The following is a 20756-nucleotide window of genomic DNA, read 5'->3' on the forward strand; positions in this document are numbered from 1 at the left end:
GCTTCCATCGTCCCACGTCGACCCTCGTCCGCGTGGGGCGTTCGCGACCCGCGAAGCCCACAGGTAGCGTTGGACCGTGAGCAGCAAGGCGTTCGTCGCACGGCTCGTGGGCTGCCCCGTCTTCGACCCCCAGGGCGACAAGGTGGGCAGGGTCCGCGACGTCGTCATGGTGCCTCGGGAGAGCGCCGCGCCCCGCATCGTCGGCTTCGTCGTCGAGGTGACGGGCAAGCGCCGGGTCTTCCTGTCGATCGGGCGCGTCATGGCGATCGGCGGCGGCCAGCTCATCACCACGGGACTCATCAACCTGCGCCGCTTCGAGCAGCGCGGTGGCGAGCAGCTCGTGCTCGCCCAGGTGCTCGGTCGCAGCGTCACGCTGCGCGACGGCACCGAGGCGCGCCTCGAGGACCTGTCGGTCGTCGAGCAGGCGCCCGGCGAGTGGCTCGTCGACCAGGTCTTCCTGCGCAAGCCCCGCACGTCGCCCTTCGGCAAGGGCCCCACGACCCTCGCCCGGTGGACCGATGTCGTGCACGACCCCGCAGGCGAGCAGGAGTCCGACCACATCCTCGCGCAGCTGCAGGACCTCAACGCGGCCGATGCGGCGACCGCGCTGCTCGACCTGCCCTCGCAGCGCATGCTCGAGGTCGCGGAGGACCTGCCGGACGACCGGCTCGCCGACGTGCTCGAGGAGATGGGCGAGGACGACCAGGTCGCGATCCTCGACGCGCTCGGCGACGACCGCGCCGCCGACGTGCTCGATCAGATGCAGCCCGACGACGCCGCCGACCTCATCGCACAGCTGCCCGCCGAGCGCGGCGAGGCGCTGCTCGAGCTCATGGAGCCAGAGGAGGCCGAGGACGTGCGCATGCTGCTCGCGTACGGCCAGGACACCGCGGGCGGCCTCATGACGACGGAGCCCGTGATCCTCGCGTCGGACGCGACGGTCGCCGAGGCCCTCGCGACCATCCGCAAGCACGAGATCGCGCCGGCGCTCGCTGCCGCCGTCTTCGTGACGCTGCCGCCGTACGAGGCCCCGACGGGCGCCTTCCTCGGCGTCGTGCACTTCCAGCGCCTGCTGCGCTACCCGCCGAACGAGCGCCTCGGCACGCTGCTCGACCCCGCGATCGAGCCGGTGCGCGTCGACGAGTCGGCCGCGGCGCTCACGCGCACGATGGCGACCTACAACCTCGTGTCGGTGCCCGTCGTCGACGATGCCTCGCGGCTCGTAGGCGTCGTGACCGTCGACGACGTGCTCGACCACATCCTCCCCGACGACTGGCGCCGCGACGAGGACGAGGTGCGCCGTGGCTGATCGCCGGGACGACCGCGACGACCGCCAGGACCGTCTCGCGACCCCGAAGGGCGCAGGGCGCGGCCTGCTGGGCGCCCGTCGCGGCAAGCGCGAGTCGAAGGATCGCTTCGGCGGCTTCAGCGAGGCGATGGCGCGCGGCATGGGCACGCCATGGTTCCTCGTCGGCATGACGATCTTCGTCGGCATCTGGCTCGGCTACAACTCGATCGCGCCGCACGACGCGCAGTTCGATCCGCAGGACCAGGGCTTCCCGCTGCTGACGCTCGCGCTGTCGCTGCAGGCGTCCTATGCGGCGCCGATGATCCTGCTCGCGCAGAACCGCCAGGACGACCGCGACCGCGTGCAGATCGAGCAGGATCGGGTGCGCGCCGAGCGCAACCTCAACGACACCGAGTACCTCGCCCGCGAGGTCGTCGCGCTGCGCCTCGCGATCAAGGACATGGCGACGAAGGACTTCATCCGCGCCGAGCTCAAGAGCCTGCTCGACGACATCGAGGACCAGCGCAGGGCCGAGGCGCAGACGGCGGCCGGCGAGCCCGACGCCGCGACCGAGCCGAGGCCGTGACCGCCGACGCGATCCGCGCGGCGCTCGCGCGCGTCGTCGACCCCGAGATCCGCAGGCCCATCACCGAGCTCGACATGATCGGCGACGTGACGCTCGTCGACGGCGCGGCGCATGTCGATCTCCGCCTCACGATCGTCGGATGCCCCGCCGCCGACCGCATCGAGGCCGACGTGCGCGCCGCGACGCTCTCGGTCGCCGGCGTCGACGCCGTCGACGTCGCCGTCGGCGTCATGACCCCGTCGGAGCGGCAGGCGCTCGTCGAGCGGCTGCGTGGCAGGCGCACCATGGCGTTCGGCCCCGACTCCCTCACCCGCATCCTCGCGATCACGAGCGGCAAGGGCGGCGTCGGCAAGTCGACGCTCACCGCGAACCTCGCCGTCGCGCTCGCGCGGTCGGGCCTGCGCGTGGGGCTCGTCGACGCCGACGTGCACGGCTACTCGATCCCCGGCATCCTCGGCGTCGCCGACGTGCCCACGCGCGTCGGCGACCTCATGATGCCGCCGACGAAGCACGGCGTGCACGTCGTGTCGATCGGCATGCTCGTCGAGGGCAACCGCGCGGTGTCGTGGCGCGGGCCCATGTTGCACCGCACGCTGCAGCAGTTCCTCACCGACGTGTGGTGGGGCGACCTCGACGTGCTGCTCGTCGACATGCCGCCGGGCACCGGCGACGTCGCGATCTCGCTGGGCCAGCTGCTCCCCCACGCCGAGGTCGTCGTCGTGACGACCCCGCAGCGCGCGGCGGCAGATGTCGCCGAGCGCTCTGCGGAGGTCGCTCGGCAGACGGGGCAGCGCGTCGTCGGCGTCGTCGAGAACATGGCCGGGCTCGTGCAGCCCGACGGCTCGGTGCTCGAGCTGTTCGGCTCGGGCGGCGGAGCGGAGGCTGCCGCACGGCTCGAGGTCGACCTGCTCGCGAGCGTGCCGCTGTCGATGGCGCTGCGCGAGGACGGGGATGCCGGCAGCCCCGTCGTGGTCGCGCATCCCGAGGACCCCGCGGCGCAGGCGATCACGGCGCTCGCGCAGCGACTGCGCGGCGGGCGGGGCCTCGCGGGCCGCTCGCTGCCGTTCTCGACGCCCTGACGCGGCGCGGCGTCAGTCGCCGAGCTCGCGCGCGAGCAGCTCCACGAGCAGACGGTGGATGACGCTGCGGGGCGTCGCCTCGATGACCGCGATGAGCTCGGCGCGCTCGGCACCGAGGTCCTCGGCGCCGACCTGCGCGAGGATCGCGCCCGCGGTCGCCGAGTCGAGCGGCACGCCGTCGAGCGCCTGCAGCGGCGCCGCAGCCTCGCCCGTCGCCTTCGGCACGCCGCGCACCTCCTCCGCCGCCTCGACGAGTGCCTCGAGCAGCGCGTCGAGATGCTGGCCGAGCGCGGGCGTCACCGTGAGGTGGAGCGTCGTGGGCAGGTCGGGCTGGCCGTGCTGCACGAGCCCGGGCTGCGCCTGCGCGAGGAAGCCGCGCGAGATGAGCGCGTCCCCGAGCCGCAGCGGGTCGACGACCGTCGACGAGGCGGCGTCGGACGCGATCGCGAGGGCGACCCCCACCGGGTCGCCGACGACGCGCAGGCCGTCGATGCCCTCGACGGTCGCGCGGATCGCGTCGCAGATGCGCTTGCACTGCGACTGCAGCTCGCCGAAGCCCGCGGTGCCGAGCGCCTGCAGCACGGCCCACGCGGCCACGAGGCCGGCGGCCTGGCGGGAGCCGAGCAGCGTCGACGTCGCGACGGGGTAGCCGGGCCAGTCGGCATCGGCGAACATCATGCCGCGCTGCCGGTCCGGGCCCCGCTGCAGCAGCACCGAGGCGCCCTTGGGGCCGTAGCCGTACTTGTGGAGGTCGGCCGACACCGACGTCACGCCGGGCACCGCGAGGTCCCACGCGGGCACGTCGGGCAGGAACGGCAGCACCATGCCGCCGAAGCACGCGTCGACGTGCACGTCGATGCCGCGCTCGGCGCACGCGGCGGCGACGTCGGCGATGGGGTCGACGACGCCGTGGGGGTAGCTGGGAGCCGACACGACCGCGAGGGCGACGTCGGGCCCGAGCGCCGCGACGAACGCCTCCACGTCGGCACGCCCGTCGGGCGTCACCGGCACGACCTCGAGCTCCATGCCCAGCAGGTGCGCGGCCTTCGCGAACGCAGGGTGCCGCGTCGTGGGCGCGACGATGCGGCGCCTGCCGGGATTCGCCTCGCGGGCGGCGAGCACGGCGAGGATCACGGACTCCGTGCCGCCCGACGTGCAGGTGGCCACGACGTCGTCGCCGCCGTGCAGCAGCTGCTTCATCGTCGCGCCGATCTCGCGCTCGACGACGGCGAGCGAGCCGTACACGAAGGGGTCGAGCCCGTTGAGGTGCAGCACCTCGAGCGCCGCCTCCTCGACGAGACGGTGCAGCTCGGGCACGCCGGGGTCGTAGACGTACGACAGCACGCGGCCCCCCTTGGTGGGCGCGTCGCGTTCGGCACGCAGCGAGCGCAGCCGCGCGAGCACCTCCTCGGGCTGGGTGGCGAAGATCATGCCTGCGTCTCCTGTCGGGGTGCGACGTCGGCGTCGACGACCGCTCGGGTGAGGCGGTAGCCGCGCAACGGCACGAGGGACACGAGCACGACGAGGGCCGGGAGCACGCTGAACGCGACGGCGATGCCCACGAGCACGCCCTCGGGCTGCTCCGCGCCGCCGCGGCTCGCGACGTAGCCGGTCGCGGCGAGCACGAGCGAGAGCACGAGGCCGCCGAGCGCGAAGCCCGTCGTCTCCATCGCGGTCCACACGCCGCCGATGACGCCCGAGCGGTCGACGCCCGTGCGCCTGCGGTCGTGCGCCATCGCATCCGGCAGCATCGCCATCGGCAGCGACTGCATGCCGGCGTAGCCGAGGCCGGCGAGCGCGACGGGTGCGTAGACGAGGCCGTCGGGCACGAGCAGCGCAGGCACGAGCAGCACGCCGCCGACGATGAACACGATCGACGAGAGCTGGAACGCGAATCGCTTCGACGTGCGTGCCGAGAGCCACTGCCAGCCCGGCGCCGCGACGATCGCGGGCGCGATGAGCGCGACGAACAGGAACGTGATGGCGTCCTCGTCCTGCAGGATGTACGTCGCGACGTACTGGCCGCCCGCGAGCATGAGGCCCGTCGCGAGCGCCTGCAGGAAGAACGGCACGACGAGCGCGCGCAGGCTGGGTCCGTGCGCGAGCACGTCCCACGTCTCGCGGTAGATCGCGGCGATGGAGCGGCGCGGCGCGGCGAACGGCGCGTGGCGCGGTGCGCTCGGCACGGCGACGAGGCAGCCGATCGCGAGCAGCACGGCGCACACGACGCCCATGAGCAGGTAGCCCAGGTGCGCGTCGTCGACGATGCCGCGCAGCGCGGGACCGCCGCCGCCGAACGCGAGGATCGCGATCGTGAGCACGATGACGCGGGCCGTGAGCAGGCGCGTGCGCTCGTCGTAGTCGTGGGAGATCGCGGCGGGCAGCGCCATGTACGGCACCTGGAAGACGCTGAACGCGGTCGCGGCCCCGAGGTAGGCGATGCCGACCCACAGCACGGATGCGATGGGCGGCAGATCCGCGGGCACCGCGAACATGAGCACGAAGAGCACGGGCAGGGCGATGCCGCCGACGAGCATCCATCGCCGGCGCGAGCCCGTGCGGGCGTCGTCGTCGTCGGAGAGCGCACCGATCACGGGGTCGGCGACGACGTCCCACACGCGCACGACGCCGATCACGAGGCCGGCCCAGAGCGCGGCGATGCCGAGCGTGTCGGTCATGAAGTAGAGCAGCACGAGCCCGGGGAGCGTGCTGAAGCCCCCCGTGCCGAGCGCTCCCGTGGAGTAGCGCACGACCGTGGAGGTGGGGATCCGGTCCTGCGGCATGGAGGTGACTCTACGGCAAAAGGTGAGACATCGTCACGACATCGAGTCGCTGTGGACGATCCGTGATGCGCGGGGCGCCCCGGTCAGGTCGCCTCGGCGTCGTACGGCGCCCCGTCGAGCAGCGGATCGCGCGGCGCCGCGCGCCTCCGCGCGCGGCCCGCCGCAGCGGTCGCCGCGACCGTGCTCGCCGCCGCCGCAGCCTTCGGCGCGTCGTCCTGCAGCGCCTCGCGCACGATGCGTCGCGGGTCGTACTGCCGCGGGTCGAGCTTGCGCCAGTCGACCTCGTCGAACTCCGGCCCCATCTCCTCGCGCATGCGGTCCTTCGCGCCGTTCGCGAGGTCGCGCACGCTGCGCACGAGGCCCGCGAGGCGCTCGGCCGCGGCCGGCAGGCGCTCGGGACCGAGGATGATCGCCGCGATGACGCCGATGACGATGAGCTTGTCGAGGGTCAACCCGAGGAACGTCACGAACCTCTCCTCTCGACGGGCCTCCAGCGTACCTGCGCCCGCGGGGTGCGCGGCGCGGCGCGACGCCCGGCGTCATGCGCGCGGCTAGCCTCGGACCCGGAGGGCCCACGTGGAGACTGCACTGACGTCGAAGTACATCGACGAGCTCGCGATCGAGGACGCGATCGTCGCCGGCGCGCGCGACGCCGCCGACGAGCTCGGCGTGACGTGCGTGGCCCCCTCGGTCGGTGCGCTGCTCGCGCTCACCACCGCGACGCTCGGCGCATCCGCGATCCTCGAGATCGGCACGGGCACGGGCGTGAGCGGGCTCTGGCTGCTCGCGGGCGCCCCCGCCGCGACCCTCACGTCGATCGACACCGAGCTCGACCACCACCAGCACGCGCGCGCCGCCTTCACGCGCGCCGGCTACGCGCAGGCGAAGGTGCGCCTCATCACCGGCTCGGCGAACGAGATCCTGCCGCGCATGAACGAGGCCAGCTACGACGTCGTGCTCGTCGACGCCGATCCCGCCGACCGCATCGAGCACGTCGAGCACGCCCTGCGCCTCGTGCGCGTCGGCGGCACGGTGCTCGTCGCCCATGCCCTGCTCGGTGGCCGCGTCGCCGACCCCGCCCAGCGCGGCGACGTCGTCGCCGACGCTCGCGCGCTGCTCAAGGAGCTCAGCCAGTCCGACGCCGTCGCGATGGCCGTCAGCCCTGCGAGCGACGGCCTGCTGCACGTCACGCGGTTGCCCGAGCCGTAGGCGGCGTGCGGCCGTGCCGCACCCTGGACGAACGACGAAGGGCGGGCCCGCAGGCCCGCCCTTCCTCGCGTTCGACGCGTCACGCCGAGACGACGACTCCGCTCAGCGCAGCGTGCAGCTCCGCCGCCTCGGCATCGTTCACGGACACGACCAGTCGACCGCCGCCCTCGAGGGGGACGCGCACGACGATGAGCCGTCCCTCCCTCACTGCCTCCAGCGGACCGTCACCAGTGCGAGGCTTCATCGCAGCCATCAGGGGTTCCCCTCTCGTTCCCAAGATCCCCAGTATCCCATGTCCCGAGGAACGGACCCTGGGTTCGCAACATGATCGTCACGGAATCGATGGCGGACCGTGACCAGCGAGGCCCCCGACGGACCTACGGGATCGTCCAGTCGACCCCCATGAGCCACCAGCACGCCCACAGCCACGCCACCTGCCCGGCGACGCCGAGGGCGAGCGCCAGCGGTCGCCACCAGCGCCCGGGCAGCACCGCGATCACCGCGACGAGGGCGAAGGCCGGCAGCAGGATGCGGAACGTCGACGACTGCGGGAACCACACCGCGAGCAGGTAGAGCAGGTACGCGATCGTCCACGCCCATGCCTCGAGGCCCATCGCCTCCCGGCTCGCGCGACGCGCGAGCACCCAGACGAGCCCGCCGACGACGAGCACGAGCAGCCCGAGGCCGACGCCGCCGAGCCACCACTGCGCGCCCGCGACCCAGCCCGTGCCGGGCACGAGCTGCATCCGGCCGACGTACGGCGCGCGCCAGCCGAGCTCGGTCGCGACGTACGCGCCGGGCTCGCCGGTGCGGATCGCGGCATACGCCGGCCACGCCAGCCCCCACGCGAGCGCCCACGCCGCCGTCGCGACGAGGATGCGCAGGTCGCGCGCCGACCACGCCGGCCGATCGCGCCACCAGGCCCACGCGACGACGATGCCGAGCGCGAGCGCGAACGCGAGGCCCGACGGCCGCGTGAGGGCCATGAGGGGCACGAGCGCCGCGAGCATCCCCCACCGTCGGCGTCGCAGCGCGAGCAGGGCGCCCGCGAGCAGCGCGAGATGCAGCGACTCGGCGTACCCGACCTGGAGCAGCGGCGAGAGGGGCCCGAGCAGCACGAGCGCGAGCGCGAAGGACGCGTGCTGCGGGATCGTCTCGCGCAGCAGTCGGTACGCGAGCACCGCGAGGACCGCCGACGCGACCCATGCGATGGCGAGCGCCGCCGTCTGCCAGTCGAGCCCGACGCGCACGAGCGCGCGCACGAGCATCGGGTACACGGGCATGAACGCCCACGCGTTGTCGTCGATCGCGCCCGACGCGTCCCGGGGCAGCGCGTCGGGGTAGCCGTGCGTGGCGACGTGCTCGTACCAGCGCGCATCCCACATCGTCGAGAAGTCGACGAGGGAGGGTGCGGCGTCAGTGTAGACGTTCGCGGGCTGGGCGGCGGCGAACCCGACGAGCAGCGCCGTCGACACGACGCGGCTCGCCGCCCAGATCGCCAGCGCGCGCCCCCACCACGGCAGGCGCGCCCATAGGGCGCGCGCGGTGCGGCTCCGTCGCGCGGTGCGACCGGCCGTCACGGCGCGCCCCGGGGCCACGAGTCGCTCAGCCGGTGGCGCCCGTGAGCCACGCCCGCAGGCCGCGCTCGACGTCGACGATCTGCTGCAGCTCGACGCGCTCGTCGTCGGCGTGCGCCTTGAGCGGGTCGCCGGGGCCGTAGTTCACGGCGGGGATGCCGAGGCTCCAGAAGCGCGCGACGTCGGTCCAGCCGTACTTGGGTCGCGGCTCGACACCCACGGCCTCCACGAACTCCCTCGCGAGCGCGGCGTCGAGGCCGGGGCGGGCGCCCTCGGCGGAGTCGAGCACCTCGACGTCGAAGCCCTCGAAGAGCTCGGTGACGTGCTCGACCGCCTCCGCGACGGTGCGCGACGGCGCGAAGCGGTAGTTCACGTGCACGCGGCACTCGTCGGGGATGACGTTGCCGGCGACGCCGCCGGCGATGCCCACGGCGTTGAGGCCCTCGCGGTAGACGAGGCCGTCGACGTCGACATCGCGCGCCCGGTAGTCCTGCAGCACCTGCAGCACCTGCGCGGCGTCGTGGATGGCGTTGTGGCCCACCCACGACCGGGCCGAGTGCGCACGCACGCCGCGGGTGCGCACCTCGACGCGCAGGTTGCCGTTGCAGCCGCCCTCGATGTGCCCGTTCGACGGCTCGCCCAGGATCGCGAAGTCGCCCTGCATGAGGTCGGGGCGCTCTGCGGCGAGGCGGCGCAGGCCGTTCTGGTCCTCCCCCACCTCCTCGTGGTCGTACCAGATCCACGTCACGTCGAGCGCGGGCTCCGCGAGCTGCGCCGCCAGCAGCAGCTGCACGGCGACGCCCGACTTCATGTCGACGGCGCCGCGGCCCCACAGGTACTCGACGGCGCCGAGCGTCTCGAACCGCGACGGCACGTTGTCGTTGATCGGCACGGTGTCGATGTGGCCCGCGATGACGACGCGGCGATCGCGCCCGAGCTCGGTGCGGGCGACGACCGTGTCGCCCACGCGCGTGACGTGCAGGTGCGGCACGTCGCGCATCGCCGCCTCGATCGCATCGGCGAGCGGTCCCTCGTCGTCGGAGACGGAGGGGATGTCGAGCAGCTGCCGTGTGAGATCCACGGCGGATGCGGAGAGGTCGAGCGTCAGGGCAGCCATGGCTCCCAGCCTAGGCTGGAGGGCATGACCCGCCTCGCCCACGGCCATGCCCTCGCGACGTTCGCCGGCGACCAGCTGCTCGACGCCTGGTTCCCCGCACCCGCCCTCGGAGCAGCCCCCGAGGGGGACGCCCGCTGGCTCGCAGCGCGCACGCTCGACGAGCACGCGGGCCCCGTCGCCGAGCTCGGCGTCGAGCGTCGCGTCGTCACGTGCGAGATCGACCTCGATGCCGCCCCCGCCGACGCGCTCGACGTGCACCTGCGCCTCCACCTGCTGAGCCACCGTCTGGTGCAGCCGAACACGATCGTGCTCGACGGCGTCTTCGGCCTGCTGCCCGTCGTGGCGTGGACGACGCACGGCCCCACGACGCCCGAGCACGCCCGCGCCAACGTGCCCGCGCTGCGCGCCGCCGGCGTGCAGGTGCAGCTGATCGACCGCTTCCCCCGCATGACCGACTACGTGCTGCCCGAGGGCGTGCGCATCGGCGACGCGTCGCGCGTGCGGCTCGGCGCCCACCTCGCGCCGGGCACCGTCGTGATGCACGAGGGCTTCGTGAACTACAACGCCGGCACGCTCGGCACGTCGATGGTCGAGGGACGCATCTCGCAGGGGGTCGTCGTGGGCGACGGCTCCGACGTCGGCGGCGGCGCATCCATCATGGGCACCCTCTCGGGCGGCGGCACGGAGCGCGTGACGATCGGCGAGCGCGTGCTGCTCGGTGCGAACGCGGGCGTCGGCATCTCGATCGGCGACGACTCGATCGTCGAGGCCGGCCTCTACGTGACGGCGGGCACGAAGGTCACCGTGCTGGGCACGGGCCCGGATGGCGCCGACGAGCAGGTGAAGGCGGCGCAGCTCTCGGGCGTGCCCGGTCTGCTCTTCCGCCGCAACTCCGTGACGGGCGCCGTCGAGGTGCTGCCGCGCTCGGGTGCGGGCGTCGCGCTGAACGCCGCGCTGCACTAGGGCCGCCCTCCCCCGCACGGCGTCCCCCTGGCGACGGATGACTCGTCCAGGGTGTCGCTGATGGGATGGATGCATGACCGAACCCGTGCTGTCCCTGCGATCCCTGCACAAGCGATTCGGGCCGAAGGTGGCCGTCGAGGCGCTCTCGCTCGACGTGCCGGCCGGCTCGATGCTCGGCCTCCTCGGCCCCAACGGCGCGGGCAAGACGACGACGCTGTCGATGGCGACGGGCCTGCTGCGCCCCGACGGCGGCTCGGCGCACGTGCTCGGTGCCGACGTGTGGCGCGACCCCGTCGCTGCGAAGGCGCGCATGGGCGTGCTGCCCGACGGCGTGCGGATGTTCGACCGTCTGACGGGCGCCGAGCTGCTGCGCTACACGGGCCTCCTGCGCGGCATGGCCGAGGCCGACGTCACCGCCCGCGCAGGCGAGCTGCTCGCCGCCCTCGGCCTCGACACCGCCGCCTCGACGCTCGTCGTCGACTACTCCGCGGGCATGCGCAAGAAGATCGGGCTCGCGTGCGCCCTCATCCACGCCCCGCGCCTGCTCGTGCTCGACGAGCCGTTCGAGGCCGTCGACCCCGTGTCCGGCGAGGCGATCCGCTCGATCCTGCGCGGCTTCGTGGGCTCGGGCGGCACCGTCGTGCTGTCGAGCCACGTCATGGAGCTCGTCGAGTCGATCTGCGACCGCGTCGCGATCGTGGCCGAGGGCCGCATCCTCGCCGACGGCACGCTCGACGAGGTGCGCGCCGGCGAGTCGCTGCAGCAGCGGTTCCTGCAGCTCGTCGGCGTCCACGAGCTCGGAGAGGGGACGCTGTCGTGGCTGCGCTCCTCGTAGGCCTCCGGCTCAAGCAGCTGGGGCGGTCGCTGACCCGCAGCCCCTGGCACATCGTCGGACTCGTCTTCGGCGTCCTCGGCGCCCTGTCGATCCTCGCGCTCGTCGCCGTCGCCGCCATCGGGCTGCGCGTCGGCGCACCGCAGGCCGTGCCCCTCGTGCTCGTGCTCGTCACGAGCGTGCTCGTCGTCGGCTGGGTCGTCGGCGCCATCCTCACGAGCGCCGACGAGTCGCTCGCACCCGAGCGCTTCGCGCTGCTGCCCGTCCGCGCCCGGCAGCTGCTGCCCGGGCTCGCCCTCGCGCAGCTGCTCGGCATCGGCGGCATCGCCACGGCGCTCTCGCTCGCGCTGCTCCTCATCGCCTGGAGCACGTCGGTCGCGACGCTCGTCGCCGCGATCGCCATGCTGCCCGTCGCGCTGCTCACGTGCATGCTCGCCGCACGCGTCGTCGCCGGGCTGCTCGCCCGCACGCTCGCATCGCGTCGCTCGCGCGACGTCACGGCGGTCGTGCTCATGCTGCTGCTCATCTCGTCGGGCCTCATCCTCAACCTCGGCGTGCAGGCCGTCGCGTCGTCCGCATCGCTGCAGGGCGTGCTCGAGTCGGTCTCGGGCGTGCTGGCGTGGACGCCGATCGGCGCGACCGCGGGCGTGCCGGCCGCGGTCGCAGGCGGCGACTGGCTCGCGGCGGGCATCCGCCTCGTCGTGGCGCTCGGCACCGTCGCACTGCTGTGGTGGGCGTGGGGGGCGCAGCTCTCCGCGCGCCTCGTCGCGCCCGTGCAGGCATCGGGCGGCGGGCGCGTGCACTCCGGTGGGCTCGTCGACCGCATCCTGCCCGCGAGCCCCGTCGGCGCGATCGCCGCGCGCGGCCTGCGGTTCCAGCGCCGCGACCCGCGGCATCTGCTCAACGCGATCGCGACGCTCGTGCTGCCGCTCATCCTCGTCGGCACGCAGCTCGCCTCCGGAGGACTCGCGCCCGGGCTCGCGCTGTTCCTCCCGCTGATCATGGCGCTCATGGTGCTGCAGATCGCGCAGCTCTCGCTCGCCTACGACAAGGACGCGCTGGCGCTCCACGTGCTCACGGGCGTCTCCGGTCGTGCCGACCGGGCGGGGCGCCTGCTGGGCGTCGGCATCGTCATCGCCCCCATGGTCGTGCTGGCGAGCGTGCTCGTCGCCGCGTTCACCGACGGCTGGGCGCTGCTGCCCGCCGGTCTCGGCGCGGCGCTCGGCACGTCGCTCGTCGCGGCGGGCACCGGCATCGCCGTGGGCGCGTTCCTGCCCGGCCGCGCACCCTCGCCGGAGCAGGGGCCCTTCGGTCGCGGGTCGTCGGGCGGCGCGCAGTCGCTCGCCGCGCTCGCCATCATGGCCCCCATCGTGCTCGTCGCCTCCGCTCCCGCCATCGCCCTCGCGATCGCGGCGGTCGTGTGGATGCCGTGGCTCGGCTGGGTCGCGCTGCCCGTCGGCCTCGCGGTGGGCGCGCTCGCCGTCTGGCTCGGCATCCGCATCGGCGGCGATCGCCTCGACCGCGCATGGCCGGAGGTGCTCGCGGCGATCTCGAGCGACGACTGAGCCCGGCGCGCCTCAGCGGGCGGCGTCGGCCCAGCGCAGCACGCGCAGGGCGCGCAGCGTGGTCCAGCGGCTCGGCTCGCCGAACGGCGCGTCGAGCCGCAGCGTCTCGGCGCCGGGATCGTCGTCCTCGGCGAGCCACCGCCCATCGTCCTGCCGCTTCGCGCGCACGACGTCGATCGCCTCGGCCATGCGCGGCTCGGGGGCCATGCCCGCGAGCCGGAGGTGGTCGAGCGCGCGCAGCACGTCGTAGCGGAAGCGCGGGGGGAACGGGAAGCGCAGGTAGCGCTCGTCGACGATCTCGCCGGAGCGCAGCCCGCGCATGAGCGAGCGCTCGAGCAGGTACTCGACGCCGCGCGCACGCATGTCGGCGGAGGAGACGCCCGTGCGCTGCTCATGCTCGAGGAGCCCCTCGAGCACCGAGAGCGTGCTCGCGAACGACGAGCGCGACGAGCCCTCGTCCTCGAGGCGGAAGCAGTTCCAGCCGCCGTCGGGCTGCTGATCCTCGGCGCAGTAGGCGACGATCGCCGACACGTCGGCGCCGAAGCGCGCGCCGGCGCGGATCGTGCGGCCGTTGATGCACGAGTCGACCTCGCCCTGCCAGAACGGCCCGTCGTGGTACTCCCAGCGACCGTTCGCGGCGATGAGCGCCACGGTCTCGGCCATGATCGGCGCGTCGGCGGGCATGCCGACGTCGCACAGCGACTCGAGCACCCACGACGTCGCCGTCCACGGCTGCGGCGCGCCATCGTCCCACGACCAGCCCTTCGGCGCCCACGCACCGCCCGCCCAGAGCCCGTCGTCGCCGCGGGCGGCGAGCAGCGCGGCCCCCACGCCCTCGTGCTCGACCCGTGCGCGCTCGGCCGCGACCTCGTCGGCAGGGGCGTCGAGGAGGTCCTGGAGCACCTGCCAGCGGATGGCCGGGTCCGCGTCGAGGAGCCAGTCGGTCACGCGCGCGTCCATGTCCATGCCCGAAGGGTACGACGCCCCACCGACGACGCCGACGGCGGTGCCCGATAGCGTGCCGGGCATGCGGTTCCTCCTCACCTCCGGCGGCGTCACGACCCCGAGCATCCACGACGCGCTCGAGCGGCTGCTCCCCCGACCGATCGCCGAGTGCTCGGCCCTCGTCATCCCCACCGCGGGCCACTGGTTCGATGCGAGCATCGCGGCGAACCTGCTGACGGATGCGCGCGGCGGGCGCATGACGACGCTCGGCTGGCGGTCGATCGGCGTGCTCGAGCTCACGGCGCTGCCGACGATCCCCGAGGACGCGTGGCTCCCGCGGCTGCGCGAGACCGACGTGCTGCTCGTCGGCGGCGGCGACCCGACCTACCTCGCGGGATGGATGCGCCGCTCGGGGTTCGCCGCCGCCCTGCCGAGCCTCGGCGACGCCGTCGTCTACGTGGGCCTCTCCGCCGGCAGCCAGGCGGTGGGCGCGAGCCTGGGCTCGGCGTACAACGACCGGGATCTCGACCCAGCGGGACCCGAGGCTCCGCTGGGCCTCGTCGACCTCGCGGTGTACCCGCACCTCGAGGACCCCGACATGGACGACACCCGCATCGACGCGATCCGCGCCTGGGCGCAGCACGTGCCGTGCGACGCCTACGCGATCGACGACGCGACCGCGGTCGTCGTGGCCGACGGCGCCGTGGAGGTCGTGTCGGAGGGGCGCTGGGAGCGCATCCCCGCCTGACGCGCCGGGAACGCCTGTCGCCGGGCGACCTGACGCGTCGGGCGTGCCCTACAGGCCCAGCAGCGCCTCGATGGGACCGCGCACGAAGAACACGACGAAGAGGCCTGCGACGACCCACAGCAGCGGGCTGATCGTCCTCGCCCGGCCCGAGACGGCGTGCACGAGCACCCATGCGATGAAGCCCACGCCGATGCCGTTGGCGATGTTGTACGTCAGCGGCATGACGACGATCGTGAGGAACGCCGGCAGCGCCACGCGGAAGTCGGAGAAGTCGATCTCGCGGATCTGGCTCATCATGAGCGCACCCACGATCACGAGCGTCGCCGCGGCGACCTCGAGCGGCACGATCTGCGTGAGCGGCGTCAGGAACATCGCCGCGAGGAACAGCACGCCCGTCACGACCGACGCGAGGCCCGTGCGGGCGCCCTCGCCGATGCCGGCGGCGGAGTCGATGAAGACGGTGTTCGACGAGGCGCTCGCGCCACCACCGGCGACGGCGCCGACGCCCTCGACGATGAGCGCGCGCTTGAGGCCCGGGAACGTGCCGTCGGGCGCCGCGATGCCCGCCTGCTTCGCCAGTCCCGTCATCGAGCCCATGGCGTCGAAGAAGTTGAGGAAGAACAGCGTGAAGACGAGCATCGACGCCGCGACCGGACCGATGCGCGCGAACGCGCCGAACGGGTCCACCTGGCCCACGAGCGACAGGTCGGGCAGCGACACGAGCGCGGACGGCAGCGCGGGCGGGTTGAGGTTCCACGCGTTCGGGTTCGTGCCGAGCGACGGCCCGACCTGGAAGATCGCCTCGAGCACGATCGCGATGACGGTCGTCGCGACGATGCCGATGAGCAGCGCGCCGCGCACCTTGCGGGCGACGAGGATGCCCATGAGCACGACGCCAAGCAGGAAGACGCCGGTGGGCAGCGACACGATCGAGCCGCCCTCGCCCAGCTGCAGCGGCGGCGAGGCGTTGCCCGTCGCACGCACGAAGCCCGAGTCGACGAAGCCGATGAACGCGATGAAGAGGCCGACGCCCACGGCGATGGCGCTCTTGAGCTCCGCGGGGATCGCGTCGAAGATGCGCTGTCGCAGCCCCGTGACGCTCAGCAGGACGATGAGGACGCCGTTGATGACGACGAGTCCCATCGCCTCGGGCCACGTAAGCTCGCCGACAAGCGTGAACGCGAGGAACGAGTTGATGCCGAGGCCGGCCGCGAGGCCGAACGGCACGTTGGCGACGACGCCCATCGCGATCGTCATGAGACCGCCGACGAGGGCAGTCACGGCCGCGACCTGCGAGTTCGGCAGCCAGCCGCCCTCGACGTCGACCGCCGCCTGGTCGGCGGAGAAGCCGCCGATGATGAGCGGGTTCAGCACGATGATGTACGCCATCGCGAAGAACGTCACGAGGCCGCCGCGGACCTCCTGCGGAATCGTCGAGCCGCGCTCGGCGACCTTGAAGTAGCCGTCGAGCCTCGCAGCGATCGCGGTGCGCGCCATGGTGTCTCTCCTCGGAACGGACCGCGTCGCTGCGGTGGGTGGTCGCTAGATGTGGCGCTCGCCCGGGCCCACGTACAGCTGCTGCGGGCGACCGATCTTCGTCTGCGGGTCGTCGATCATCTCGCGCCAGTGCGCGATCCAGCCCGGCAGGCGTCCGATCGCGAACAGCACCGTGAACATCCGCTCGGGGAAGCCCATCGCCTTGTAGATGACGCCCGTGTAGAAGTCGACGTTCGGGTAGAGCTTGCGCTCGATGAAGTAGTCGTCCTCGAGCGCGACCTGCTCGAGCTCCTTCGCGATGTCGAGCAGCGGGTCGGAGACGCCGAGCGCCTCGAGCACCTCGTCGGCCGACGACTTCACGAGCTTCGCGCGCGGGTCGTAGTTCTTGTACACCCGGTGGCCGAAGCCCATGAGGCGCACGCCCTGCTCCTTGCGCTTCACGCGCTCGACGAAGCGCTGCACGCCCTCGCCCGACTCCTGGATCGAGCGGAGCATCGACAGCACGGCCTCGTTGGCGCCGCCGTGCAGCGGACCCGAGAGCGCGTGGATGCCCGCCGACACCGACGCGAACAGGTTCGCCTCGGTCGAGCCCACGAGGCGCACGGTCGAGGTCGACGCGTTCTGCTCGTGGTCGGCGTGCAGGATGAGCAGGCGCTCGAGCGCCTTCACCATGACGGGGTTCGTCTGGTGCTCCTCGGCCATGAGGCCGAAGTTCAGCTTGAGGTAGTTCTCGACGAACGACAGCGAGTTGTCGGGGTAGAGGAACGCCTGGCCGATGGACTTCTTGTGCGCGTACGCCGCGATCACCGGCAGCTTCGCGAGCAGACGGATGGTCTGCAGCTCGACGCGACGCGGGTCGTGCGGGTCGTGGTCGGCGGCGTAGTACGTGGACAGCGCCGAGACCGCCGACGAGAGCGCGCTCATCGGGTGCGCGTCGCGCGGCAGCGAGTCGAAGAACCGTCGCAGGTCCTCGTGCAGCAGCGTGTGGCGACGGATGCGCGTGTCGAACTCGCCGAGCTCGTCGGCGCTCGGCAGCTCGCCGTAGATCAGCAGGTAGGCGACGTCGAGGAACGTCTTCTGCTCCGCCAGCTCCTCGATCGGGTAGCCGCGGTAGCGCAGGATGCCTGCGTCTCCGTCGATGTACGTGATCGCACTCCGCGTCGCCGCCGTGTTCACGAAGCCGTAGTCGAGGGTGGTGTGGCCCGTCTCACGCATCAGCTTCGACACGTCGATGCTCGACCGTCCCTCGGTGGAGGGCAGGATCGGCAGTTCGACAGTGCGACCATCGACCGTCAGGTTCGCCGTCTTGGGCGTCTCGTCAGCGTGGGTCACCCTCACACCCTATGGCGTACGCAGTCAGCGTCGAAAACCGGCGAGACGTCGTGCGGCCTCGGCGATGCGATCGTCGGATGCCGTGAGCGCGACGCGCACGTGGTCGGGGTCGCCGTAGAAGTCGCCGGGGGCGACGAGGATGCCGTGCTGGGCGAGCGCATCCACCTGCGCGCGCGCGTCGCGGCCGTCGGTCGACCACAGGTAGAGGCCCGCCTCGCCGCGCACCGTGAAGCCGGCGGCCTCGAGCGCGGGCTTGAGCATGGCGCGGCGGGCGCGGTAGCGCTCGCGCTGCTCGGCGACGTGCGCGTCGTCGGCGAGGCCGACGGTCATGGCGTGCTGCACGGGCGCCGGCGGGATGAGGCCGACGTGCTTGCGCACCTCGAGCACGCGAGCGACGACGTCCGCGCATCCCGCGACGAACGCGGCGCGGTAGCCGGCGATCGACGACTGCTTCGACATCGAGTGCACGACGAGGAGGTTCGCGCGGGTGTCGCCGGCGACGCGCGGGTCGAGGATCGACGGCACGTCGTCGACGTCCCACGGCAGCAGCGCGTAGCACTCGTCGCTCGCGACGACGGCGCCGATCGCACGGGCACGCTCGACGATGCGACGCAGCGCGTCCACGCCGGCGACGTCGCCCGTCGGGTTCGACGGCGAGTTCACCCACACGAGGCGCGTGCCCTCCGGCCAGTCGTCGGGGTCGTCGGCCGGGACGGGCGTGGCGCCCGCGACGCGCGCGCCGATGTCGTACGTCGGGTAGGCGACGGTCGGGTGCACGACGACGTCGCCGGGCCCGAGACCCAGCCACAGCGGCAGGCCCGCGACGGTCTCCTTCGACCCGACGGTCGGCATGACGTTGGCGTGGCCGAGGCCGGGCACGCCGCGCACGCGCGCGAACCAGTCGACGATCGCGTCGCGCAGCGCCGGGGTGCCCCAGCACGTCGGATAGGTCGGGGCGTCCGTCGCGTCGGCGAGCGCGTCCTGGATCAGCTGCGGCGTCGGGTCGACGGGCGAGCCGACCGACAGGTCGACGATGCCGCCCGGATGCGCGGAGGCGACGGCCTTCGCGCCGGCGAGCGAGTCCCAGGGGAAGGCGGGCAGCTGGTCCACGAGGTCCTTCGGTGCGGGGTCAGGCCTGCGGCGGCAGCGCCTTGACGACGGCGTGGTCGTCGGCGATCACGCCGACCTTCGCTGCGCCACCGGGCGATCCGTGCGTCTCGAAGAACTGCACGTTGACGTCGTAGTACTCGGCCCACTCCTCGGGGACGTCGTCCTCGTAGTAGATGGCCTCGACGGGGCACACGGGCTCGCACGCGCCGCAGTCGACGCACTCGTCGGGGTGGATGTACAGCATCCGCTCGCCCTCGTAGATGCAGTCGACGGGGCATTCGTCGACGCACGCGCGGTCCTTCACGTCGACGCATGGGAGCGCGATCACGTAGGTCACGAGGGGGTCCTTCCGACCATCCAAGACTACCCGCGACGCATGCCCTCGCCGACCATGCCCGTCGCGACGCACCGTGTCGCGGCCGGTGGCGGGATCTCAGCCGCGCGCGGCCTCGCGGATGCGCGCCATGCCGGCCTTCGTGGGCCAGGCCATCGCGACGAGCGCCGCGGCGGCGGGCACGAGCACCCACAGCCAGCCGGCGAGACCCGCCTCGAGCAGCCCGGCGCTGCCCGCCGTGCGGAACGGATCCAGCGCCACGACCACGATCGGCAGGAGCACGCCGAACGACGACGCGATCGATGCGACGCGCGAGCCGAGCAGGCGCGGACCCACGACGATGCCGACCGCAGCCGCGAGCGCGAGCACGAGCCCCCACGGCTCGACGGCGCGGAACGCGAACGTGCCCACGGTGCCGATCACGAGGCCGACGAGCCCCACCACGATCGTCGAGCCCCAGCCGAGGGGTGTCGAGGCGCGCACGGCGCGGTAGTGCTCGACCTGCGCGATCGCCTCCCGCTGGCCGCCCACGTGCACGACGGCGTCGCCGTCGACGGCGAGCTGGCTCGCATGCGCCGCGAGCGCGGCGTGCACGCGATCCGCGACCGGCGCGAGCGGCACGGCGACGTCGGCCGGCTCCTGCGAGCGGACGTACACGGGGATGCGCAGGTCGCGCCCGACCGCGACGACCGCGCGATGCACGGCGCGGTGGTCGGGATGCCCGTAGCCGCCGTCCTCGTCGTACGTGACGAGCGCATCCGGGCGCACGCGCTGCACGGCGTCGAGCACGAGCAGCTCGACGTCGCTCTCGCGCTGCGACGTGAGCGCGCGCACCGTGACGTCGGCGGCCGGCGCCGCGACGCCGTCGACCCACGCCATGCCAGAGTCCTCGAAGCGCGCATCCGGCTCGACGCGGGTGGCGCCGAGCGCCACGATCGCGCGGTCGAGCTCGACGCTGCGCAGCGCCGCGAGGCTGCCCGCCTCCACGAGCGCTGCGTCGCGCTCGGGTCGCACCTCGCCGCGCTCCCCCAACGTGAGGGTCAGCACGGATGCGATGCCGGCCTGCGCGATCGTCGCGATCGCCGCGCCGGTCGAGAGCGTCTCGTCGTCGGGGTGCGCATGCACGAAGAGCACGTGCTCGCCGAGGTCCATCGCACCATCCTCGCATCCGGGCGGGATGCGATCGCGCACGCCTACCAGCGCGCGGGCACCGTGGGCCGCACCCGCTGCAGCACGAACGGCAGCGAGCGGTCGACCGCCGCGTCGATGCGCGCGAGGAGGTCGCGCGAGGCGACGCGGCCCTCGGCGAAGTCCGCCGACGAGCCGTAGACGCCCGTCGGCAGCGTCAGCGCCTGGAAGAACCCGAACAGCGGCCGCAGCTGGTGCTCGATCGTGAGCGTGTGCCGCTCGCTGCCGCCCGTCGCCGTGAGCAGCACGGGGGTGTCGACGAGCGCGCGCTGCTCGACGAAGTCGAAGAAGTGCTTGAACAGCCCCGTGAACGACGCCCGGTACACCGGCGTGCCGACCACGAGCACGTCGGCCTGCTCGACCGCGGCGAGCGCATCCTCGACCTCCACCGACAGCTGCGTGCGATCCACGGCGCCCGCGAAGCCCGACGCGATCGTCGCGAGGTCGATGCGGTGCAGCTCCGCAGGCGTGCGGTCGCCGATCGTCGCGAGCACGGCGTCGAGCAGCGCACCGGTCTTCGACGCGGTCTGCAGGCTGCCGTTCACGCCGACGACGCGCAGCGGGGTCTCGGGGAGGTCGCTCATGCAGGCAGGCTAGGTCGGC

The 20756-nt window shown here is 73.3% G+C and carries 21 protein-coding genes; 8 read left to right on the plus strand and 13 right to left on the minus strand.

Annotated elements, in window-relative coordinates; all coding sequences use genetic code 11:
* Positions 1–76 precede the first annotated feature (76 nt).
* From FS793_RS04345 to FS793_RS04355, 3 genes are read left to right on the plus strand one after another with little or no spacing between them, the layout of a single operon-like run.
* Positions 77–1309 (plus strand): magnesium transporter MgtE N-terminal domain-containing protein, encoded by a 1233-nt coding sequence (locus tag FS793_RS04345; RefSeq protein WP_260980013.1) that lies wholly within the window; start codon positions 77–79, stop codon positions 1307–1309.
* Positions 1302–1874, plus strand: coding sequence for a DUF1003 domain-containing protein (locus tag FS793_RS04350; RefSeq protein ID WP_440130441.1), 573 nt, complete (start codon positions 1302–1304; stop codon positions 1872–1874). The genes FS793_RS04345 and FS793_RS04350 overlap by 8 nt, the downstream gene beginning before the upstream one ends.
* Positions 1871–2953: an Mrp/NBP35 family ATP-binding protein gene (locus FS793_RS04355; RefSeq protein WP_144718929.1), complete on the plus strand. Its 1083-nt coding sequence runs from the start codon at positions 1871–1873 to the stop codon at positions 2951–2953. The genes FS793_RS04350 and FS793_RS04355 overlap by 4 nt, the downstream gene beginning before the upstream one ends.
* Before the next feature lie 12 nt (positions 2954–2965).
* Here the strand turns inward: FS793_RS04355 and FS793_RS04360 are convergent, their stop codons facing one another.
* The 3 genes from FS793_RS04360 to FS793_RS04370 all read right to left on the minus strand — a co-directional run bounded on the left by FS793_RS04360 (position 2966) and on the right by FS793_RS04370 (position 6203).
* On the minus strand, positions 2966–4384 hold the full coding sequence (locus FS793_RS04360) for a pyridoxal phosphate-dependent decarboxylase family protein (RefSeq protein WP_186329316.1): 1419 nt from the start codon (positions 4382–4384) through the stop codon (positions 2966–2968).
* Entirely contained in the window at positions 4381–5736 is a 1356-nt protein-coding gene (locus FS793_RS04365; RefSeq protein ID WP_144718931.1) for an MFS transporter, read from the minus strand. Before FS793_RS04365 ends, FS793_RS04360 begins: the two co-directional genes overlap by 4 nt.
* 83 nt (positions 5737–5819) lie before the next feature.
* A complete protein-coding gene (locus FS793_RS04370; protein ID WP_144718933.1) occupies positions 5820–6203 on the minus strand; it encodes a Sec-independent protein translocase TatB in 384 nt (127 codons plus the stop codon).
* A 109-nt stretch (positions 6204–6312) separates the two neighbouring features.
* Between FS793_RS04370 and FS793_RS04375 the strand changes: the two genes are divergently transcribed.
* Positions 6313–6945 (plus strand): O-methyltransferase, encoded by a 633-nt coding sequence (locus FS793_RS04375; protein WP_144718935.1) that lies wholly within the window; start codon positions 6313–6315, stop codon positions 6943–6945.
* Between the two features lie 79 nt (positions 6946–7024).
* Here the strand turns inward: FS793_RS04375 and FS793_RS04380 are convergent, their stop codons facing one another.
* From FS793_RS04380 to dapE, 3 genes are all read right to left on the minus strand, one after another.
* The gene (locus FS793_RS04380; RefSeq protein WP_144718937.1) at positions 7025–7198 is read right to left on the minus strand and encodes a DUF3117 domain-containing protein; all 174 of its coding nucleotides are present in this window, start codon (positions 7196–7198) and stop codon (positions 7025–7027) included.
* A 124-nt stretch (positions 7199–7322) separates the two neighbouring features.
* On the minus strand, positions 7323–8543 hold the full coding sequence (locus FS793_RS04385) for a hypothetical protein (protein ID WP_144718939.1): 1221 nt from the start codon (positions 8541–8543) through the stop codon (positions 7323–7325).
* Positions 8544–8550: 7 nt separating this feature from the next.
* On the minus strand, positions 8551–9639 hold the full coding sequence (gene dapE, locus FS793_RS04390; RefSeq protein WP_144718941.1) for a succinyl-diaminopimelate desuccinylase: 1089 nt from the start codon (positions 9637–9639) through the stop codon (positions 8551–8553).
* A gap of 24 nt (positions 9640–9663) precedes the next feature.
* Here dapE and FS793_RS04395 point away from each other — a divergent pair, with 24 nt between their 5' ends.
* The 3 genes from FS793_RS04395 (at position 9664) to FS793_RS04405 (ending at position 12999) form a co-directional block, all read left to right on the plus strand.
* Positions 9664–10602 (plus strand): DapH/DapD/GlmU-related protein, encoded by a 939-nt coding sequence (locus FS793_RS04395; protein ID WP_144718943.1) that lies wholly within the window; start codon positions 9664–9666, stop codon positions 10600–10602.
* Positions 10603–10675: 73 nt separating this feature from the next.
* The gene (locus FS793_RS04400) at positions 10676–11437 is read left to right on the plus strand and encodes an ABC transporter ATP-binding protein (RefSeq protein ID WP_144718945.1); all 762 of its coding nucleotides are present in this window, start codon (positions 10676–10678) and stop codon (positions 11435–11437) included.
* On the plus strand, positions 11419–12999 hold the full coding sequence (locus FS793_RS04405; RefSeq protein WP_144718947.1) for a hypothetical protein: 1581 nt from the start codon (positions 11419–11421) through the stop codon (positions 12997–12999). Before FS793_RS04400 ends, FS793_RS04405 begins: the two co-directional genes overlap by 19 nt.
* Before the next feature lie 12 nt (positions 13000–13011).
* Here FS793_RS04405 and FS793_RS04410 read toward each other — a convergent pair whose 3' ends face one another.
* Positions 13012–14028, minus strand: coding sequence for a hypothetical protein (locus FS793_RS04410; RefSeq protein WP_313959361.1), 1017 nt, complete (start codon positions 14026–14028; stop codon positions 13012–13014).
* Between FS793_RS04410 and FS793_RS04415 the strand changes: the two genes are divergently transcribed.
* A complete protein-coding gene (locus FS793_RS04415) occupies positions 14027–14692 on the plus strand; it encodes a Type 1 glutamine amidotransferase-like domain-containing protein (RefSeq protein ID WP_144718949.1) in 666 nt (221 codons plus the stop codon). The two genes, FS793_RS04410 and FS793_RS04415, sit on opposite strands and share 2 nt — an antisense overlap.
* Before the next feature lie 48 nt (positions 14693–14740).
* On the opposite strand, the gene FS793_RS04420 is transcribed toward FS793_RS04415, so the two are convergent.
* From FS793_RS04420 to msuE, 6 genes are all read right to left on the minus strand, one after another.
* Entirely contained in the window at positions 14741–16189 is a 1449-nt protein-coding gene (locus tag FS793_RS04420) for an NCS2 family permease (RefSeq protein WP_144718951.1), read from the minus strand.
* 45 nt (positions 16190–16234) lie between these two features.
* A complete protein-coding gene (locus tag FS793_RS04425) occupies positions 16235–17521 on the minus strand; it encodes a citrate synthase (RefSeq protein WP_144718953.1) in 1287 nt (428 codons plus the stop codon).
* A 24-nt stretch (positions 17522–17545) separates the two neighbouring features.
* On the minus strand, positions 17546–18631 hold the full coding sequence (gene dapC / locus FS793_RS04430) for a succinyldiaminopimelate transaminase (RefSeq protein WP_144718955.1): 1086 nt from the start codon (positions 18629–18631) through the stop codon (positions 17546–17548).
* Positions 18632–18650: 19 nt separating this feature from the next.
* Positions 18651–18968 carry a ferredoxin gene (fdxA, locus tag FS793_RS04435; RefSeq protein ID WP_092505928.1) on the minus strand — a complete coding sequence of 106 codons (318 nt, stop codon included), beginning with the start codon at positions 18966–18968 and terminating at the stop codon, positions 18651–18653.
* A gap of 96 nt (positions 18969–19064) precedes the next feature.
* Positions 19065–20117: a PIG-L deacetylase family protein gene (locus FS793_RS04440; RefSeq protein ID WP_144718958.1), complete on the minus strand. Its 1053-nt coding sequence runs from the start codon at positions 20115–20117 to the stop codon at positions 19065–19067.
* A gap of 41 nt (positions 20118–20158) precedes the next feature.
* Complete coding sequence (gene msuE / locus FS793_RS04445; protein WP_144718960.1) at positions 20159–20737, minus strand: FMN reductase; 579 nt, start codon at positions 20735–20737, stop codon at positions 20159–20161.
* Positions 20738–20756 lie beyond the last annotated feature (19 nt).

Origin of the sequence: Agrococcus jejuensis (assembly GCF_007679035.1) — a bacterium.
Taxonomy (GTDB): domain Bacteria; phylum Actinomycetota; class Actinomycetes; order Actinomycetales; family Microbacteriaceae; genus Agrococcus; species Agrococcus jejuensis_A.

What these genes read in the sequence shown, in the direction of transcription:
- FS793_RS04410 (WP_313959361.1), bottom strand. Translation starts at nt 14,028, where the DNA reads ATGCCCGGCACGCTATCGGGCACCGCCGTCGGCGTCGTCGGTGGGGCG.
- FS793_RS04380 (WP_144718937.1), bottom strand. Translation starts at nt 7,198, where the DNA reads ATGGCTGCGATGAAGCCTCGCACTGGTGACGGTCCGCTGGAGGCAGTG.
- FS793_RS04395 (WP_144718943.1), top strand. Translation starts at nt 9,664, where the DNA reads ATGACCCGCCTCGCCCACGGCCATGCCCTCGCGACGTTCGCCGGCGAC.
- FS793_RS04440 (WP_144718958.1), bottom strand. Translation starts at nt 20,117, where the DNA reads ATGGACCTCGGCGAGCACGTGCTCTTCGTGCATGCGCACCCCGACGAC.
- FS793_RS04415 (WP_144718949.1), top strand. Translation starts at nt 14,027, where the DNA reads ATGCGGTTCCTCCTCACCTCCGGCGGCGTCACGACCCCGAGCATCCAC.
- msuE (WP_144718960.1), bottom strand. Translation starts at nt 20,737, where the DNA reads ATGAGCGACCTCCCCGAGACCCCGCTGCGCGTCGTCGGCGTGAACGGC.
- FS793_RS04360 (WP_186329316.1), bottom strand. Translation starts at nt 4,384, where the DNA reads ATGATCTTCGCCACCCAGCCCGAGGAGGTGCTCGCGCGGCTGCGCTCG.
- FS793_RS04420 (WP_144718951.1), bottom strand. Translation starts at nt 16,189, where the DNA reads ATGGCGCGCACCGCGATCGCTGCGAGGCTCGACGGCTACTTCAAGGTC.
- FS793_RS04400 (WP_144718945.1), top strand. Translation starts at nt 10,676, where the DNA reads ATGACCGAACCCGTGCTGTCCCTGCGATCCCTGCACAAGCGATTCGGG.
- FS793_RS04365 (WP_144718931.1), bottom strand. Translation starts at nt 5,736, where the DNA reads ATGCCGCAGGACCGGATCCCCACCTCCACGGTCGTGCGCTACTCCACG.
- dapE (WP_144718941.1), bottom strand. Translation starts at nt 9,639, where the DNA reads ATGGCTGCCCTGACGCTCGACCTCTCCGCATCCGCCGTGGATCTCACA.